Raw genomic sequence first — 17,810 nt, 5'->3', positions numbered from 1 at the left:
TCGGCCTTTAGTTTTGTCGGAGCTTTCCGACAATGGGCGCACACCGGACACCCGCCCCATGAACCTCCGTTCACCCCGCCCCCACCGCCCGATTCCCGCCTCAGGAGCCCGCGCATGAAAGCTCGAGTGATGACTGCCCGCAGCTGGATGGGCGCCAACGGCGCCGCCATCAAGGGCATCGCCGCACCGCTGTTCGTGGTGATGATTTTGGCGATGATGGTGCTGCCGATGCCGGCGTGGCTGCTGGACGTGTTCTTCACCCTCAACATCGCCATCGCGCTGATGGTGATGATGGTGGCGGCCTACATGGTCAAGCCGCTCGATTTCGCGGCCTTCCCGCTGGTGCTGCTGCTGACCACCCTGATGCGCCTGTCGCTCAACGTGGCCTCCACCCGGGTGGTGCTGCTCGAAGGCCACACCGGCGCGGGCGCGGCCGGCGCGGTGATCGAGGCCTTCGGCCACTTCCTCATCGGCGGCAATTTCGCGGTGGGCCTGATCGTGTTCGCTATCGTGGTGGTGATCAACTTCGTGGTGGTGACCAAGGGCTCCGAGCGCATCGCCGAAGTGTCCGCCCGCTTTACCCTCGACGCCATGCCCGGCAAGCAGATGGCCGTGGACGCCGACCTCAACGCCGGCGTGATCGACGAGAAGGAAGCCCGCAAGCGCCGCGCCGAAGTGGGCGAAGAGGCCAACTTCTTTGGCTCGATGGACGGTGCCAGCAAGTTCGTGCGCGGCGACGCCATGGCCGGCATCATCATCCTGTTGATCAACATCATCGGCGGCTTCGCCATCGGCGTGCTGCAGCACGACCTGACCGCCGGCAAGGCGGCCGACACCTACATCCTGCTGGCGGTCGGCGACGCGCTGGTGGCGCAGATTCCGGGCCTGCTGATCTCGGTGGCCGCGGCCATGGTGATCTCGCGCGTCGGCAAGGAAAAAGACGTCGGCGGCCAGGTGATCGGCCAGTTGTTCAATTCGCCCCGGGTGCTCGGCATCACCGGCGGCATCCTGCTCACGCTGGGCTTGATCCCGGGCATGCCGCACCTGGTGTTCCTGGGCATCGGCGGCGCGGTGGCCTACGGGGCCTGGAAGCTCTCCAAGCGGCCGCCGCCGCCGGACCCGAAGCAAGTCGAGGCCGCCGAAGCCGCCGCCGCCGCGCAGCAGGCCGCCGCCTCCAACGACGGTGAAGCCAGCTGGGACGACCTGCAACCGGTCGACCTGCTCGGCCTGGAGCTGGGCTACCGCCTGATCATCCTGGTCGACAAGAACCGCCAGGGCGACCTGCTGACCCGCATCAAGGGCGTGCGCCGCAAATTCGCCCAGGAAGTCGGCTTCCTGCCGCCGGCCGTGCACGTGCGCGACAACCTGGAACTCAAGCCCAGCGGCTACCGCATCACCCTGCGCGGCGTGGTGGTGGGCGAAGGCGAGGCCTTCCCTGGCATGTTCCTGGCGATCAATCCCGGCGGCATCTCCACGCCCCTCATCGGCACCCCCACCACAGACCCGGCCTTCGGCCTGCCGGCGCACTGGATCGACGAACGGCAGAAGGAAGCGGCGCAAATGGCCGGTTTTACCGTCGTTGATTCAGAAACCGTCATGGCCACGCATTTGTCACACTTGATGCAAGTTCAGGCGGCCAAGTTGCTCAGCCGGACCGAAACCCAGCAACTGGTCGAACACGTCGCCAAGCTGGCCCCGAAACTGATCGAGGAAGTGGTTCCGAAAATGGTGTCCATCGCCGTGTTCCAGAAAGTGCTCCAGCTGCTGCTGGACGAGTCGGTGCACATCCGCGACATCCGCACCATCATCGAAACCCTGGCCGAACACGCCGGCTCCGTCCAGGATCCGGCCGAATTGGCCCGCCGGGTGCGCGTCGCGCTCTCGCCTTCCATCGTCCAGCAAATCTACGGCCAGGCCCGCGAACTCAGCGTGATCGCCATCGAACCGCAGCTGGAGCGCCTGCTGGTGCAGGCCCTGGGCAGCAACAACGGCCCTTCGCTCGATCCGGGCGTGGCCGACATGCTGACCCGCTCGGCTGCCGAGGTCGCGCTCAAGCAGGAAGAAATCGGGCTGCCCGCCTGCCTGCTCGTGCCCGACCAGATCCGTAGCGCCATGGCCCGCCTGGTGCGGCGCGTGGCACCCCGTCTGCAGGTGCTCGCCCACAGCGAGATTCCTGAAACCCATTCCATCCGCATCGGCCCGATCCTGCGAGGAGCCACAGCATGAACATCCGTCGTTTCACCGCCGCCACCGCCCGCGAAGCCCTCGCCAAGGCCCGCGCCGCTTTCGGTGAAGGCACGCTGATCCTGTCGAACCGCCCGGTCGCCAACGGCGTCGAAGTGGTCGCCACCGCGGAAGAATCGCTGTCGGACCTGCAAGACGGCGCGCCCGCCGCTGCCGCCGCCCCCGTCGCCAAGCCCGCTCCCGCCGGCCAGTTGCAGGCACGCGCCGCCGCCCAGGTCGAGCGCCCGGCCCTCGGCGCCGCCCGGCAGGCCGCCGCCCGCAACGCCCAGCCGGCGCCGGCGCCGAGCCGCACCGCCGTGCAGGAAGACACCGAACAGCTCGCCATGAGCACCCTGTCGTTTCAGGAATACGTGCGTGAACGCATGCTGCGCCGCCGCCACGAAGCCCTGAGCGGCCAAGCCCAGGGCCTGGCCGCCGACGAGGCACTGCCCGATCCGGCACCGCTGACCATGGGGGTCTCCGAGCGTGTCGAACGCATGGAGCGCTCGGTCGCCCCGGCCCTCTCCGGCCAGGCACCGGCCCGCGCCAACCACGCACTGCCGGCCGCCGTCGCCGCCGCCCGCGCACCGGCCGCCGCTCCCGCGCAACGCCGCGCCGCCGCACCGGTCGCCGCCGCGCCTGGCAAGGGCGTGGTCGACGAACTGCAGTCGATGCGCGAACTGATCGAAGACCGCTTCAACACCCTGGCCTGGCTCGGCCAGGCCAAGCAGGACCCGATCCAGTCCAACCTGATGCTCAAGCTGATCCGCGGCGGCTATTCGCCCGCCCTGGCGCGTGCCCTGCTGGAGCGCCTGCCGCAGGACGCCTCCGCCGGTGAATCGGTGCGCTGGCTGATCGACGTGCTGGAGCGCAACCTGCGCACCGCGCCGGACGCGATGCCGCTGGCCGAAGAAGGCGGCGTCTTCGCCCTGGTCGGCTCCACCGGCGTCGGCAAGACCACCACCGCCGCCAAGCTGGCCGCCCAGTGCGCCCGCCAGTACGGCCCGCAGAGCGTCGGCCTGATCACGCTCGACACCTACCGTGTCGCCGCCCACGAGCAGCTGCGCGCCTACGGCCGCATGCTCGGCGTCGTCGCCCACCTGGCCCACGACCGCGCTGCCCTGCAGGATCTGCTCGGCCTGCTGGCCAACAAGAAGATGGTGCTGATCGACACCACCGGCGTCGCACCGCGCGACCCGCGCAAGCGCGACATGCTCGACGTGCTCGACCTGCCCGGCGTGCAGCGCCTGCTGGTGCTCAACGCCGGCAGCCACGGCGACACGATCGACGAAGTCATCACCTCGTTCAAGGCCAGCGGCGCCAAGCAGGCGATCCTGTCCAAGGTCGACGAAGCCGTGAAGCTCGGCCCGGCGGTCGACGCGCTCATCCGCCACCAGATGGTGGTGCGGGGCGTGACCAACGGCCAGCGCGTGCCCGAAGACTGGGAAGAAGCCGACGCCGGCCGCCTGGTCCGCGCCTCGATGCGCTCGCCCGCCAAGTCGGCCTTCGATCCCAAGGCCGCCGATCTGAGCTTCTTCTTCTCGTCCGACGCCTCGGGCGCACAGGCCGCCTTCGCCGCCGGCCGCGGGAGCATGCTCGATGCTTGAGTCCTGCCTCGACCAGGGCGCCGGGCTGCGGCTGCAGATGCCGCAGACCGGCCCGCGCCTGGCCGCCCTCGTCGGCCATGGCGATACCGACACCGAACTGCCGCTGCTGTGGCAGTTGTGCGACGCGCTCGGCGCGCTGGGTTACCGCGTCGCGGTGCTCGACGCCTCGCGCGGCGAAACCCTCGAGCTGCCCGGCCTGCACGGACTGCTCGACGGCAGCCTGTCGGCCGACGACGATTTCGATCTGCTGGGCCAAGTGCCGGCCGCCGAACTCTCGGTGTTTCCCGCACGCCACGGCCTCGCGGGCCTCGCCAAGCCCGACGGCGCGCTGCGCGCCGACGCCGGCGCCCGCCTGGGTCGTGCCCTGCATGCCTACGACATCGCCATCCTGTTCGGCTCCGCCGACCGCCTGGCCGACTGGGCCCGCCACTGGGCGATCTCGCCGGTGCTGCCCGCCGCGCCGCAGAAGGACAGCATGCTGGCCGCCTGGCGCTCGCTCAAGACCATGGTCGCGGTCGGTGTTTTCCCGACACTGGCCTCGGTCGTCACCCGGCCGGGTATGGCCACCGCCGGCATGGCGCAGGCCGCCCGCGACAACCTCGCGCGCTGCGCCTCGCACTGGCTGGGCCGTGATGTCGACGTGCTGCGCGTACGCGCCGCGCCCGAAGGTGAACCCGCATCCGCGGAAGTCCACCGCCTTGCCTTGCGGCTGATCGAAGGCGCGGCTACGCTCGCCACGGTGGCCACCCCGTTGGCCCCGTCGCCCGACGCCGCCGCTTTTGTCCGATTCGACCGTTCCATCCGGAGCCACTGATGTACACCGCCAAAGGCCAGCTCGACCGCGAAGCGATGCTCAAGCAATACGTACCGCTGGTGCGTCGGCTGGCGCATCACATGATCGCCAAGCTGCCACCCAATGTGGAGATCGACGACTTGATCCAGGTCGGGATGATGGGCCTGGCCGAAGCGCTCACCCGCTACCAAGCCACCCAGGGGGTGCAGTTCGAAACGTTCGCGACCCAGCGTATTCGTGGGGCGATGATCGATGAACTGCGCGAGGGCGACTGGATGAGCCGGGGCTCGCGCAAGAGCCAGAAGGACATCGAGCATGCGCTGCACCGGCTCGAACAGAAGCTCGGGCGCGCGCCCCTGGAGTCGGAAATCGCGGCCGAGATGGGTATGCCGCTGGAGGACTACCAGAGCATGCTGGCCAAGGTGCGCGGCACGCAGCTGGTCTATATCGAGGACATGTCCGGCGGCGACGACGATGACGGTTTCCTCGACCGGCTGCCCGACGACGCCGACGTCGACCCGATGCAGCAGTTGCGCGACCAGCGCCTGCGGTCTTCGCTGGTCGAAGCCATCAAGGGCCTGCCCGAGCGCGAGCAATACATCATGAGCATGTATTACGAAAACGACATGAACCTCAAGGAAATCGCGGCGGTACTCGGTATTACCGAATCGCGCGTGTGCCAGCTGCACAGCCAGTCCATTGCCCGCTTGCGTACCAAAATGCGCCACCACTGAGCGGCAGATTCGGGGAGCGGCGAAGCCGGAGCGCCGCGCGCCGATTTTCGTCTTGCGTAGTCCGATCGCACTCAGCAGGAAGCTTTAGATTCGTCGGACCGCGCGATCGGCCTCCATAACAATGCCCTTCCCTAACCTGGAAGGACATTCGTGAAGATCGCTCGACTCATTATCTCCGGCCTTATCGTGGCCAGTGCTGGCGCAAGCGCTGTGGCAGGTCCAGCAGTTGGCGACTGGCAGACATTCAAGTTCGATTGGGACGGCGAAGCCTATGGCAACACGGCTCATATTACTGCGTTAATAGAATTGGACCTCAACCAATTCCCCATAGTGGCGACTGACCACAACGGATACTTATCGCTTTCCAGCTCAGCAATTGGTGATTTCAGCCTTACTGTTAGCGGAGCGACGGCTGCTGGAAATTATACGAAAGCCGATTTTCTCAATCTGTATTTCATCAGCCCGGGCCCTCTTGATCAGACAAAAAATTTCGTTGGCCAGCCATTACCGAACAATACTTTGTTCGGCAGCGGGGCACGGGAGTCCGGCAACGCTGGCATCGTTGGGGCTGATGGTGTCGCCGTGGGCTACGCCGGAGATGTCACGATGATGCTGGCCCCGACCGGTCAAACAATTCAATATCTCGCGCTGCAATCCATTTACAACGTATCAGCGCTTGCTGCCGTGCCGGAACCCGAGACATACGCCATGCTCCTGGCCGGCATGGGCCTGATGGCCGGCATGGTTCGCAGGAAACAGAAAGTACTCGCAGCGCGCTGAAGAACCACACCTGAAAGCCGCCGCGGCGGTCGCCACAGCCACAGGCCGGCGCCATGAAAAAAGGCTCCCCGGAGCCTTTTTTCATGGCGCCGGCAATCCGGCATTCAAAAAAACCGTGACCCGAACTTCCGCCCGACCGACGCCCCCGCGGCGGTCTTGCTGTAGGTCGCATGGTCTGCGCCCGCTGCCGGAATCAGCGAAGCCACCGCCCGGTCCACCCCCGCCGACCGGCGCGCCAGGTTTTCCCGGCAGGATGCGAAACGCTTGCCGGCCGAAGCCAGCCGTCGCTGCAGTTCCGCCCCGCCCTGCCGCACCGCGGCGGTCGGCACCGGCAGCAGCCGGGCCGCTTCGGCCGCCGCATCGCGCAACGAAGTCGCCGCCCGCAGCAGCGCGTCGCCGTCACCCGCGACCAGCGCAGCCGACGCGGCGTCGAGCTGACGCTCGAGCTGGCCCAAGCGGGATTGGATGTCGGCGAGCGTGGCGGTTCCGGGCTGCATGGCGGCGCGATCGAATTAGGGTTGATGGACTTCAGGACGCCGCTCAGCCGGGCTGACCGCCGCGCAGCACCTGCTGGGCGTTCGACAGCAGCTTGTCGGCGATCGCCTCGGCGTCGACCTTGAACGTACCGTTCGCGATCGCCGCCTTCATCTTGGCGACCTTCTCGGCGTCGAACGATCCGCTCGCGCCGGAGGTTTCCAGCGAGCGGGTCAGCGACGAAACAGTGACCGACACACCTGCCTGCTTGGCGGCCGCCGGATCGGGGGTCGCCGTGGCGGCTGCCTTGGTGGCCGTGGCTGCTGCCGAAGACGCGCCCGCGTTCGTCTTCGCCACGGGGGTGGCGATTTCGGGGATATCGGGGGATTGACCAATCTTCATCACACTCTCCAGGACCCCAATCGTGAGGCCTCGTAGGAAGGTCTTCGGCGTTTTCTCGGCAGACTTTAATCCGTTTCGTTTTTTTATCGGGGTTTCGAGTGCTTTTCCGGGCTACCGACCGCGGCGTTCACGCCACAAGTCGGCCAGCCATGGCGATTTGACGTAAGTAAGCGCTTAGATGGCGACACGAACCGTGCGCGCATCCACCACGGTGCCGGTCATGAAACGCCCGCCGTCCATGCGCACGCGCACGCTCTGGCCGACGATGCCGGCGCCCACGGCCTGGCCGTCGGAGGTGACGGCGAAGCCCGGGCCCTCGGCCACCACCCGCACGTTGCTGCCGGCCTCGAACACCTGCGCGGCGCGCACCATCGATTGGCGCAGCGCCTGGCCGGCGTTGAGGTTGCGGGTGACCGTGGTGCCGACCCACTGCGCCGGATCGCCCAGCACCGACGCCGGCTCCTCGGCCCAGTCGACCTCGGCCTGCATCGCATCCGACATCGCCAGCGTGGCGCCGGCCACCGCCGGGCCGCGCAGCACCCAGGCCGGACCGAAAGCCTTCACCTGCACCGGCATGAACACGTTCCAGCGCACCGGGCCGTCCACGCAGCGCAGGCCCACGCGGGTCTTGCCCCACAGGCGCATATTGGCGGGAATGTAGGGCTCGACCTTGTTGCAGGCCGCCAGGTGCAGGCGGCTGTCGAGTGGGCCCACGCTCACTTCCATGCGCAAGGGCATGCCGGCGGTCTGGCCACTGCGGGCCATTTCGCCGTCGAGCCACTGGCGGCTGGAGTTCTCCAGCGAGGCGGGAGACGCCTCCTGCATGCCGCCGGCCAATTGGGCGAACGCCGGCAGCGCCGCGACGGACAGGGCCAGCGCCGCGACGACGCCCGGCAGGCGCAAGGATGTACTACTGATAAGAGAGGTCATGCGGACGGCTCCTGGACGAAAAGGGGTTCGGCCCCCGGCACGCGGCCGGTCGGCAAGCAGGGGCGAACGACCAAAAAGCGCCATGGCCCCGAGGACGCACTGTAGGCACAGCCCCCTGCCTGCAAGACAGGAAGAGAGGCGGCTTTCCCCGCTTCATCCTCCTTTCGTCCGGCGGGCCGACTTCCACAATCGCTCCACCGAAGAAAACCGACTTCCGCACTTCTCGCCCACCAACCGAAACGGTCTGCCGCCATGCTCGAATCGCTCTCCAACCAGCTGGACTTCCAATCGAAGGCCCTGGTCCTGCGCGCCGAACGCCAGCGCGTGATCGCCAGCAACATCGCCAACGCCGACACCCCCGGCTACGCCGCCCGGGACATGGACTTCGCCTCGGCCCTGCGCAACGCCACCGGCTCGCGCGGCGCCGCCGGCAGCCTGTCGCTGCCGATGGCCGCGTCGCAGGGCAGCGCGATCGGCTCGGTGGCCGGCCCGCAGAACATTTCCACCGTTTCCACCACCGACCTCGGCCGCGCCGGCTTCATGCCCGTCTCCACGGTCGGCGGCCTGCCCGGCGGCAGCGGCTCCGGCCAGCTCGGCTACTCGGTGCAGACCCAGCCTTCGATGGACGGCAACAGCGTCGACCTCGACCGCGAGCGCGCCGCCTTCGCCGACAACGCGGTGCACTACGAAGCCGCGCTGCGTTTCATCAACGGATCGGCCAAGACCATGCTCACGGCCATCCAGGGCCAGTGACGGCGCACGACACAAGGACCTGAACCATGTCGATGTTCTCCATCTTCAACGTCTCCGGCAGCGCGGTCAGCGCGCAGTCGCAGCGGCTCAACGCGGTGGCCTCCAACCTGGCCAACGTCGAGGCCGTGGCCGGTCCCGACGGCAAGGCCTACAAGGCGCGCCAGGTGGTGTTCCAGACCGTGCCCATGGGCGACGAAGGCACCGCCGGCGTGAAGGTCGTGCAGGTCAAGGAAAACCAGGCCGAAGGCCGCAAGGTGATGGACCCGTCCAATCCGGCCGCCGACGCCGAGGGCTACGTCACCCATTCCAACGTCAACGCGGTCGAGGAGATGGTCAACATGATTTCCGCCTCCCGCGCCTACCAGAACAACGTCGAGATGATGAACACCGCCAAGTCGCTGTTGCTCAAGACGCTGCAGATGGGCCAGTAAGCCCCGCCGCCCCTCATCACCCCACCGGAACGACACGCCATGGCCTCCACCGCCGCGACCGACGCCCTCACCTCGACGACCAGCTACCAGCCCACCTCGTCGCTGACCAAGACCTCGACCTCCTCCTCGGGCACCACCGGCACCACCAGTGCCGACGACCAGCAGGACCGGTTCCTCAAGCTGCTCGTCGCGCAGCTGAACAACCAGGATCCGATGAACCCGATGGACAACGCCCAGATGACGACCCAGATCGCGCAGATCAACACCGTCTCCGGCATCGAGAAGCTCAACACCACCGTGACCGACCTGGCCACGCAGATGGCCGCGATGCAGGGCATCCAGGCCAGCGCACTCATCGGCCACGACGTGCTCGCCGCCGGCAGCACCGTCTCGGTCGACGCGGCCAGCAAGAAGGGCAGCGGCGTGTTCAACCTCGACGGCGCGGCCAGCAACGTCACGGTGAAGGTCAGCACCGCCGGCGGCGTCACCGTCGGCAACATCAACCTCGGCGCGATGGAAGCCGGCCAGCACGACTTCAGCTTCGACTCCACCGGCTACAGCGCCACCGACGGCCTGAAGTTCACCGTCACCGCCGCCAACGGCACCGCCAGCGTGGGCTCGACCGCGCTGGTCAAGGGCACGGTCGCCTCCATCGGTTCGGACACCTCCGGTGCCCTGACCCTGAAGTTCAAGGACGGCAATTCCGCCGCCTACACCTCCGTCAAGTCGATCCTCTGATCGGCCCGATCCACCGTTTTCGCCACACCCTCTCCCCGCGCTAAGGAGCATCCAACATGGCATTCCAGCAAGGTCTCTCCGGTCTCAACGCCGCCAGCCGCAACCTCGACGTCATCGGCAACAACATCGCCAACGTCAACACCACCGGCATGAAGGCGTCGCGTGCCGAGTTCTCCGATCTCTACGCCTCCAACCTGGGCAGCGGCGGCAGCGCCAACACCCCGGGCATCGGCGTGATGACCGCCGCCATCTCGCAGCAGTTCAGCCAGGGCAACCTGACCACCACCGGCAACGATCTGGACCTGGCCATCAACGGCAACGGCTTCTACCAGGTGCAGATGCCCAGCGGCGAAACCGCCTACACCCGCAACGGCACCTTCAAGCTCAATGCCGACGGCGAGATCGTCACCAACGGCGGCGCCAAGCTGCAGGGCAACATCTTCGACCCCCTGACCGGCTCGGTCACCAAGGGCACGCTGTCGCTGCCCACGGGCAAGGGCGTGGCCGGCCATCAGACCTCCAGCATCACCGCCACCGCCAACCTCGACACCACCGCCGTCGTCTACAACTCGGTCACGCCCAACACCGCGCTGAGCACCTACGGCACGTCCATCACCGCCTACGATTCGCAAGGCGCGGCGGTTCCGGTGGGTATCTATTTCCAGAAGACGGCATCCAACGCCTGGAACGTCTATGCCGACTATCCACAGGGCAACTCGACCGGCACCACCACCGGCACCCCGGTCGGCTCCGTCACCTTCGATGCCAACGGCAACATCGCCTCGGGCAGCCCGCTGACGCTCAACGGCATCCAGGTCGCAGGCGCCGCGACTCCGGCCTTCAACGTGACGGTCAACCTCAACGGCCTCACGCAGAACGCTTCGTCCTTCTACGTGTCGAGCCTCAAGCAGGACGGCTACGCGCCCGGCGAGCTGACCGGCATGTCCTTCGCCGAGGACGGCACGCTGACCGCGCGCTATTCCAACGGCCAGACCCAGTCCACCGGCCAGATCGTGCTGGCGAACTTCCGCAACGTGCAGGGCCTGGAGCCCTCCAGCGGCGACTACTGGAAGGAAACCGTGGCCTCCGGCGCGCCGATCAAGAACTCGCCGGGCTCGGGCAACTTCGGAAAGATCAACTCCGGCACGCTGGAAGACTCCAACGTCGACCTCACCGCCGAGCTGGTCAACATGATGACCGCCCAGCGCGCCTACCAGGCCAACGCACAGACCATCAAGACGCAGGACCAGGTCATGTCCACCTTGGTGAACCTCCGCTGATGCATATGGCTCGCCCCCAGGCTGCGCACTTCGTGTCTTCGCCAACCCCCTGCCGGGGGCGGCGCGGCCGCTTGGGGCGGCCCGGCGCGGCGCGCCCCGCGCATATGGCTCGCCCCCAGGCTGCGCACTTCGTGTCTTCGCCACCCCCCTGCCGGGGGCGGCGCGGCCGCTTGGGGCGGCCCGGCGCGGCGCGCCCCGCGAAAGAAAGTACGCCTCGCAGGTCGGTGGCGGCAATGGTTTCCTTCTCAAAGGATTGAGTCATGGATCGTCTGATTTACACATCGATGACGGGTGCAGCGGCTGCCGCCGACCGGCAGGCGGTGCTGGCCAACAACCTGGCCAACGTCTCCACCAACGGTTTCCGCCAGGAGCTGCAGGCCTACCGCGCCGTGCCGATCAACGGCGACGGCTCCAGCACGCGTGTCTTCGCGCTGGAAACCGCCAGCACCCACGACAACACCCCCGGCACCATCACCTTCACCGACCGCAACCTCGACGCGATGCCGCAGGGCAATGCGTTCTTCGCGGTGCAGGGCCTGGACGGCACCGAGGCCTACAGCCGCAACGGCGGCTTCCAGGTCAATGCCAACGGCACGCTGGTCAACAGCGTCGGCCTGCAGGTGCTGTCGGCCGACGGTGCACCCATCGACGTGCCGCAGAACGCCCAGGTGTCGCTGGGCGTGGACGGCACCATCACCGCCAAGGTCGACGGCCAGCCGATCAACACCATCGGCCGCCTGAAGCTGGTGACCGCGACCGCCGACGAGCCGCTGCGCCGCAGCGCCGACGGCCTGTTCCGCACCACCACCGGCGACCCGGCCCAGAACGACGCCAACGCCCGGGTGCAGACCGGCGCGCTGGAAGGCTCCAACGTGAACGCGGTCAGCACCATGGTTTCCATGATCGAAGCGGCCCGCCAGTTCGAGCAGAACACCCGCCTCCTGCAGACGGCCGAGACGGACGACAAGTCCGCCAGCCAGCTCTTGTCGATGAACTGAACAACCGAGTAACGCCATGATCAATTCGCTCTGGATCTCCAAGACCGGCATGGAAGCCCAGCAAACCCAGCTGGACGTCATCTCCCACAACCTGGCCAACGTCTCCACCAACGGCTTCAAGCGCGCCAACGCCGTCTTCGAAGACCTGATGTACCAGAACATGCGCCAGGTCGGCTCCAACACCACCGAGCAGAACCAGCTGCCGACCGGCCTGCAGATCGGCCTGGGCGTGCGCACCGTCGCCACCTCGCGCTCCTTCGCGCAGGGCAGCCTGCAGCAGTCGGGCAATACGCTCGACGTGGCCGTCAAGGGCAACGGCTTCTTCCAGGTCACCCAGCCCGACGGCACCCTGGCCTACACCCGCGACGGCTCGTTCCAGGTCAATTCCAACGGCCAGCTCGTCACCAACAACGGCCTGCCGGTCGGCAACGGCGTGACCGTGCCGCCGAACGCGCAGAGCATCACCATCGGCGCCGACGGCGCGGTCAGCGTGGTGCTGCCCACCAGCTCGACGCCGCAGCAGATCGGCACGATCGCGCTGGTCAACTTCATCAATCCGGCCGGCCTGGAGCCACGCGGCCAGAACCTGTTCACCGAAACCGCCGCCTCCGGCACGCCGCAGGCCGGCACCCCCGGCACCAACGGCCTGGGCACGGTCATGCAGGGTTTCGTCGAAACCTCCAACGTCAACGTGGTGCAGGAGCTGATCGGCATGATCCAGACCCAGCGCGCCTACGAAATGAACAGCAAGGCCGTGCAGACCTCCGACCAGATGCTGCAAAAGCTGGGTCAACTCTGAGAAAACGCCGCACGGAGACATTCGCCATGCCACGCTCTTCTTCTTTCCGCACCGTTTCCCGCGCGTCATCCACCTCGCGCATCGCCCTGCTCGCGCTGCTGCCCCTGGTCTCGCTGCTCACCGCCTGCGAAACCATGCAGCCCAAGATCGACATGCCGGTCACCTCGGCGCCGCAACTGGTCTACCCGATGCGCGAACCGGTCGCCGCCACCGGCGGGCTGTTCAGCACCGCCACCTACCGCCAGGCCTTCGAAGACCGGCGCGCGCGCCTGGTGGGCGACACGGTCACGATCAACATCGTCGAGAACGTCAGCGCCAGCCAGAGCTCCACCTCCACGGTGGACAAGAACGGCACCGTCAAGGCCGGCATCACCGCCCTGCCCTTCTTCGGCGCGGCCTCGCTCGCGGCCAAGACCAACATCGCCGCCAGCGACGCCAACACCTTCTCCGGCAAGGGCGGCACGCAGAGCGCCAACACCTTCTCCGGCGCCATCACCGCCACCGTGGTGCAGGTGCTGCCCAACGGCCACCTGGTGGTCACCGGCGAAAAGCAGATCGGCGTGAACGAAAACGTCGACGTGCTGCGTTTCTCCGGCACCGTCGATCCGCGCGCGATCCAGGCCGGCAGCCTGGTCGCCTCGACCCAGGTCGCCAACGTGCGCATCGAGTCGCGTGGCAGAGGCCAGGCCGGCGAAGCCCAGCAAATGGGGTGGCTTTCCCGGGTCTTTTTGAACGTTCTGCCTTTCTAAGGCGCGGGAGAATCTCTCCCATGCCCTCCCTCCGCACTCCCTCCTTCGCCCGCCTCGCCGTCCTGTTCGGCGCCGCTCTCGGTCTGCTGCTGGCCCAGATGCCGGCGCAGGCCATGCGCATCAAGGAAGTCGCCGCGGTGCAAGGAGTGCGCACCAACCAGCTGACCGGCTACGGCCTGGTCATCGGCCTCGACGGCACCGGCGACCAGACCACGCAGATGCCGCTGACCACGCAGAGCCTGACCAACTACATGCAGCAGCTGGGCATCACCCTGCCGGCGGCCACCGCCTCGCAGCTGCAATTGAAGAACGTCGCCGCGGTCATCGTCACCGCCCAGCTGCCGGCCTTCGCCCAGCCCGGCCAGATGATCGACGTCAACGTCTCCTCCATCGGCAACTCCAAGTCGCTCAAGGGCGGCACCCTCATCACCACCCCGCTGCGCGGCGTCGACGGCGAGATCTATGCCCTGGCGCAGGGCAACGTGGCCGTGGGTGGCGCGGGTGCCGCCGCCGGCGGCAGCAAGGTGCAGATCAACCATTTGAGCGCCGGCCGCGTGCCGCAGGGCGGCCAGGTTGAGCGCGCCATTCCCACGCCGCTGCAGGAAGGCGACTCGATCAAGCTCGATTTGAATTCCTTCGACTTCCAGACCGCCCGCCGCGTCGCCGAAGCCATCAACCGCCGCCTCGGCAGCGGCCTGGCCCGCGCGCTCGACGGCCGCACGGTGCAGGTTCAGGCGCCCATGGACGCCAATGCCCGGGTGAGCTTCCTGGCCGACCTGGAAGAGATTCCGCTGGAGATCAGCGCGCCGGCCGCCAAGGTGGTCATCAATGCCCGCACCGGCTCCATCGTGCTGAACCAGTCGGTCACGCTCGGCCCCTGCGCCATCGCCCACGGCAACCTGTCGATCACCATCAACAGCACGCCCATCATCAGCCAGCCCGGCGCCTTCAGCGGCGGCCAGACGGCCATCGCGCAGAAGAGCGACATCACCATCAAGCAGGAACCCGGCATCCTGATGCAGGTCCCCGCCTCGCCCCAGCTGGCCGACGTGGTCCGTGCGCTCAACGCGCTCGGCGCCACGCCCCAGGATCTGCTGGCCATCCTGCAGGCGATCAAGGCCGCCGGCGCGCTCAACGCCGAGCTCGAAGTGATCTGACGACGACAGGCGGGACAACACCATGGCCATCTCCTCCACCTCCTTCGGCATGGGCTCCGGCGCGCCATCGGCGAGCGAAGCCCTGGCCGCCGACGGCAAGTCGCTCAATGCGCTGAAGTTCCAGGCGGGCAAGAACGACCCCAAGGCCATCAAGGAATCGGCCAAGCAGTTCGAGTCGATGTTCATGCGCGAGCTCATGAAAAGCATGCGCGAGGCGACGATGAAGTCCGGCATGAACGACAGCGAGGGCGAGAAGCTCGGCATGGACATGCTCGACCAGCAGTTCGCGGTGCAGATGTCCGGCCAGCCCGGCGGCCTGTCGGCCATGATCGAAAAGCAGCTCATGGCGCAGTCGGGCCTGAAGCCGGGCACGCTGCCGCCGTCCACGCTGTCGCTCGGTGCTGTCAACGGCGCCAAGCCCGCCAACGCCACCTCGGCCACCGCGCCGGTCAAGACCGGCAGCGCCCAGGGCGACTTCGTGGCCAGGCTCGGCGATGCCGCCGCCACCGTCAGCGAGGAAAGCGGCATTCCCGCCAACTTCATGCTCGGCCAGGCCGGCCACGAGACCGGCTGGGGCAAGCACCTCATCCGCAACAAGGACGGCAGCAGCGCCAACAACCTGTTCGGCGTGAAGGCCGGCGGCGACTGGAAGGGCAAGGTCGCCGAGGTGACCACCACCGAATACATCAATGGCCAGCCGCGCAAGGTGGTGGCCAAGTTCCGCGCCTACGAATCCGCCGAGGACTCCTTCCGCGACTACGCCAAGCTGATCAACGAAAGCCCGCGTTACGCCAACGCGCGCCAGAAGACCGACTCGGCGCACGCCTACGCCACCGAACTCAAGCGCGCCGGCTACGCCACCGACCCGGCCTACGCCAGCAAGCTCAGCCGCGCCATCGCCAGCGCCGCCCACTGGCAGCAACGCAGCGTGGTCGCGTCAGCCGGACAGCACTCATGAGCCTGCTCAACGTCAGCGCTCGCGCGCTCACGGCCAACCAGACTGCGCTGCAGACCATTGGCCACAACATCTCCAACGTCAACACCGCCGGCTATTCCAAGCAGACGGTGCAGCTGGAGTCGGCCGGCGGGCAATACACCGGCGCGGGCTACATCGGCCGTGGCGTCAGCGTGGCCACCATCACCCGCGCGCACGACCAGTTCCTGACCAAGCAGGCCACACTCGCCACCTCGGTGGCCGCATCCGATTCCGCCCGCTCGGCGAGCCTGTTGCAGCTCGAAGACGTGTTCCCCGGCGGCGCCACGGGCCTGGGCGCTTCGGTGACCGACATGCTCAACGCCTTCACCGACGTGTCGGCCGCGCCTTCCGACCTCACCGCCCGCTCGGTGGTGCTGACCCGCGCCAGCGAGATGACCGGCCGTTTCAACACCGCGTCCTCGCAACTCGACGAACTGCAGACCACCACCCAGCAGAAGCTCAAGGACGACGTCACCGCCGTCAACGGCCTGGTCACCCGCATCGCGGCGGTCAACCAGCAGATCGCCGTGGCCTTCGGCAGCGCGCAGCAGCCCAACGACCTGCTCGACCAGCGCGACTCGCTCGTCAAGGACCTCAACAAATACGTGCAGACCACCCAGGTCGCCGCCGACGACGGCACCACCAACGTCTTCCTGGGCAGCCAGGCGCTGGTCCTGGGCACCACCACCGCCACCGTCTCGATGGTGTCCGACCCCAACGGCGACCCCTCGGTGATGAAGCTCTCCATCGGCCGGCCCGGCACGCTGGGCACCACGTTGGACGAAAACCAGCTCGGCGGCGGCGAGGTCGCCGGCCTGCTGCGCTTCAACAACACCGACCTCGCCGAAGGCCGCAACCTGCTCGGCCGCATCGCCGTCGCCACCACGACCACCATCAACGACCAGCACAAGCTCGGCCTGGACCTCGACGGCAACACCGGCGGCAACCTGCTCAACCCGATCTCCATGCCCGCCGGCTACCCGGCCGCCGCCAACACCGGCAGCGCCAGCGTGGGCGTGTCGGTGACCGACGTGAGCAAGCTCGCCGCGTCCGACTACCGCGTCACCATGAACTCCGGCACCGTCGGCTCGGTCACCCGGCTGTCCGACGGCCAGGTCACCAATTTCGACCTCGCCTCCGGCCAGCCCACGGTCGACGGCCTGACCTTCGCCGTCGGCGCGGGCGCGGCCAGCGGCGACACCTTCACCGTCAAGCCCTTCGCCAGCGCCGCCTCGCAGATGGCCACCGTGTTCTCGTCCGCGCGCCAGCTCGCCGTGACCAGCCCGGTGGTCGCCACCGCCGCGGCCGACAACACCGGCTCGGTCACGGTGCAGGGCCTGCTCGCGGTGTCGCAGAACCCGGCGCTGACCAGCGACGCGGTGATCAACTTCACCTCGCCGACCAGCTACACCGTCACCGTGCCGCCGGCCGCCGCCGGTCCCGCGCAGACCTACACCAGCGGCCAGAAGCTGTCGTTCAACGGCTGGGAACTCAGCCTCAAGGGCGTTCCCGCCGCCGGCGACGTGGTCATGGTGCAGGCCAACGACTCGAGCATCGGCACGCCGATGCGCGCCGCCGGCACCTGGCCCAACACCTACAGCGCCACGCCCGCCACCACCGTCGGCGGCCCGGTCACCACCACCGCCGGCAATGCCGACGCCATGGCCGCGCTGCGTGACAAGACGGTCTACGACGGCTCGGCGCTGTCCGACGGCTACGCCGGCCTCATGTCGGAGATCGGCACCCGCGTGCAGGGCGCGCAGTTCACCGCCAGCGTCTCGGCCAACATTTCGGCCAGCCTCGACAGCAGCGCCTCGTCGGTCAGCGGCGTCAACCTCGACGAGGAAGCCGCCAAGCTGCTGCAGTACCAGCAGGCCTACCAGGCCTCCGCCAAGATGATCCAGGTGGCGCAGAGCCTTTTCGATTCGGTCATCGGCGCGATGCGCTGACGTCCGCGCCCGAGCACGACACAAGGAAGCAACCGAC

At 67.7% G+C, this 17,810-nt stretch carries 18 protein-coding genes; 15 read left to right on the top strand and 3 right to left on the bottom strand.

Annotated elements, in window-relative coordinates; all coding sequences use genetic code 11:
- The first annotated feature begins 114 nt into the window (after nucleotides 1-114).
- From flhA to R9X41_RS03595, 5 genes are all read left to right on the top strand, one after another.
- Nucleotides 115-2,226: a flagellar biosynthesis protein FlhA gene (flhA, locus tag R9X41_RS03615; RefSeq protein ID WP_318633532.1), complete on the top strand. Its 2,112-nt coding sequence runs from the start codon at nucleotides 115-117 to the stop codon at nucleotides 2,224-2,226.
- Nucleotides 2,223-3,830, top strand: a complete 1,608-nt coding sequence (flhF, locus tag R9X41_RS03610; RefSeq protein WP_318633531.1) for a flagellar biosynthesis GTPase FlhF — start codon at nucleotides 2,223-2,225, stop codon at nucleotides 3,828-3,830. Before flhA ends, flhF begins: the two co-directional genes overlap by 4 nt.
- On the top strand, nucleotides 3,823-4,644 hold the full coding sequence (locus R9X41_RS03605) for a hypothetical protein (protein WP_318633530.1): 822 nt from the start codon (nucleotides 3,823-3,825) through the stop codon (nucleotides 4,642-4,644). The genes flhF and R9X41_RS03605 overlap by 8 nt, the downstream gene beginning before the upstream one ends.
- Nucleotides 4,644-5,357 carry an RNA polymerase sigma factor FliA gene (locus R9X41_RS03600; protein ID WP_318633529.1) on the top strand — a complete coding sequence of 238 codons (714 nt, stop codon included), beginning with the start codon at nucleotides 4,644-4,646 and terminating at the stop codon, nucleotides 5,355-5,357. The genes R9X41_RS03605 and R9X41_RS03600 overlap by 1 nt, the downstream gene beginning before the upstream one ends.
- Nucleotides 5,358-5,507: 150 nt before the next feature.
- Complete coding sequence (locus tag R9X41_RS03595) at nucleotides 5,508-6,137, top strand: PEP-CTERM sorting domain-containing protein (RefSeq protein WP_318633528.1); 630 nt, start codon at nucleotides 5,508-5,510, stop codon at nucleotides 6,135-6,137.
- A 104-nt stretch (nucleotides 6,138-6,241) separates the two neighbouring features.
- Here R9X41_RS03595 and R9X41_RS03590 read toward each other — a convergent pair whose 3' ends face one another.
- The 3 genes from R9X41_RS03590 to flgA form a co-directional block, all read right to left on the bottom strand.
- A complete protein-coding gene (locus R9X41_RS03590; protein ID WP_318633527.1) occupies nucleotides 6,242-6,634 on the bottom strand; it encodes a hypothetical protein in 393 nt (130 codons plus the stop codon).
- Between the two features lie 43 nt (nucleotides 6,635-6,677).
- Entirely contained in the window at nucleotides 6,678-7,013 is a 336-nt protein-coding gene (gene flgM / locus R9X41_RS03585) for a flagellar biosynthesis anti-sigma factor FlgM (RefSeq protein WP_318633526.1), read from the bottom strand.
- 174 nt (nucleotides 7,014-7,187) lie between these two features.
- Nucleotides 7,188-7,943, bottom strand: a complete 756-nt coding sequence (flgA, locus tag R9X41_RS03580; protein WP_318633525.1) for a flagellar basal body P-ring formation chaperone FlgA — start codon at nucleotides 7,941-7,943, stop codon at nucleotides 7,188-7,190.
- A gap of 252 nt (nucleotides 7,944-8,195) precedes the next feature.
- Between flgA and R9X41_RS03575 the strand changes: the two genes are divergently transcribed.
- The 10 genes from R9X41_RS03575 to flgK all read left to right on the top strand — a co-directional run bounded on the left by R9X41_RS03575 (nucleotide 8,196) and on the right by flgK (nucleotide 17,773).
- Complete coding sequence (locus R9X41_RS03575; RefSeq protein ID WP_318633524.1) at nucleotides 8,196-8,696, top strand: flagellar basal body rod protein FlgB; 501 nt, start codon at nucleotides 8,196-8,198, stop codon at nucleotides 8,694-8,696.
- A 26-nt stretch (nucleotides 8,697-8,722) separates the two neighbouring features.
- Nucleotides 8,723-9,127, top strand: a complete 405-nt coding sequence (gene flgC / locus R9X41_RS03570) for a flagellar basal body rod protein FlgC (protein ID WP_318633523.1) — start codon at nucleotides 8,723-8,725, stop codon at nucleotides 9,125-9,127.
- Nucleotides 9,128-9,166: 39 nt separating this feature from the next.
- Nucleotides 9,167-9,865, top strand: coding sequence for a flagellar hook capping FlgD N-terminal domain-containing protein (locus R9X41_RS03565; RefSeq protein WP_318633522.1), 699 nt, complete (start codon nucleotides 9,167-9,169; stop codon nucleotides 9,863-9,865).
- A 56-nt stretch (nucleotides 9,866-9,921) separates the two neighbouring features.
- Nucleotides 9,922-11,145, top strand: coding sequence for a flagellar hook protein FlgE (gene flgE, locus R9X41_RS03560; RefSeq protein ID WP_318633521.1), 1,224 nt, complete (start codon nucleotides 9,922-9,924; stop codon nucleotides 11,143-11,145).
- 260 nt (nucleotides 11,146-11,405) lie between these two features.
- Nucleotides 11,406-12,143: a flagellar basal body rod protein FlgF gene (locus R9X41_RS03555; protein ID WP_318633520.1), complete on the top strand. Its 738-nt coding sequence runs from the start codon at nucleotides 11,406-11,408 to the stop codon at nucleotides 12,141-12,143.
- Nucleotides 12,144-12,159: 16 nt separating this feature from the next.
- A complete protein-coding gene (flgG, locus tag R9X41_RS03550; protein WP_318633519.1) occupies nucleotides 12,160-12,942 on the top strand; it encodes a flagellar basal-body rod protein FlgG in 783 nt (260 codons plus the stop codon).
- A gap of 26 nt (nucleotides 12,943-12,968) precedes the next feature.
- Nucleotides 12,969-13,691, top strand: a complete 723-nt coding sequence (locus R9X41_RS03545; RefSeq protein WP_318633518.1) for a flagellar basal body L-ring protein FlgH — start codon at nucleotides 12,969-12,971, stop codon at nucleotides 13,689-13,691.
- Between the two features lie 20 nt (nucleotides 13,692-13,711).
- Complete coding sequence (locus tag R9X41_RS03540; protein ID WP_318633517.1) at nucleotides 13,712-14,848, top strand: flagellar basal body P-ring protein FlgI; 1,137 nt, start codon at nucleotides 13,712-13,714, stop codon at nucleotides 14,846-14,848.
- 22 nt (nucleotides 14,849-14,870) lie between these two features.
- Complete coding sequence (gene flgJ / locus R9X41_RS03535) at nucleotides 14,871-15,806, top strand: flagellar assembly peptidoglycan hydrolase FlgJ (protein WP_318633516.1); 936 nt, start codon at nucleotides 14,871-14,873, stop codon at nucleotides 15,804-15,806.
- Nucleotides 15,803-17,773, top strand: coding sequence for a flagellar hook-associated protein FlgK (gene flgK / locus R9X41_RS03530; RefSeq protein ID WP_318633515.1), 1,971 nt, complete (start codon nucleotides 15,803-15,805; stop codon nucleotides 17,771-17,773). The genes flgJ and flgK overlap by 4 nt, the downstream gene beginning before the upstream one ends.
- The last annotated feature ends 37 nt before the right edge of the window (nucleotides 17,774-17,810 follow it).

The sequence above is a fragment of the Xylophilus sp. GOD-11R genome, from assembly GCF_033546935.1.
In the GTDB taxonomy this organism is placed as follows: Bacteria; Pseudomonadota; Gammaproteobacteria; order Burkholderiales; family Burkholderiaceae_C; genus Xylophilus.
The sequence above is the reverse complement of the archived record's forward strand: the minus strand, read 5'-3'. Positions and strand labels throughout refer to the sequence as shown.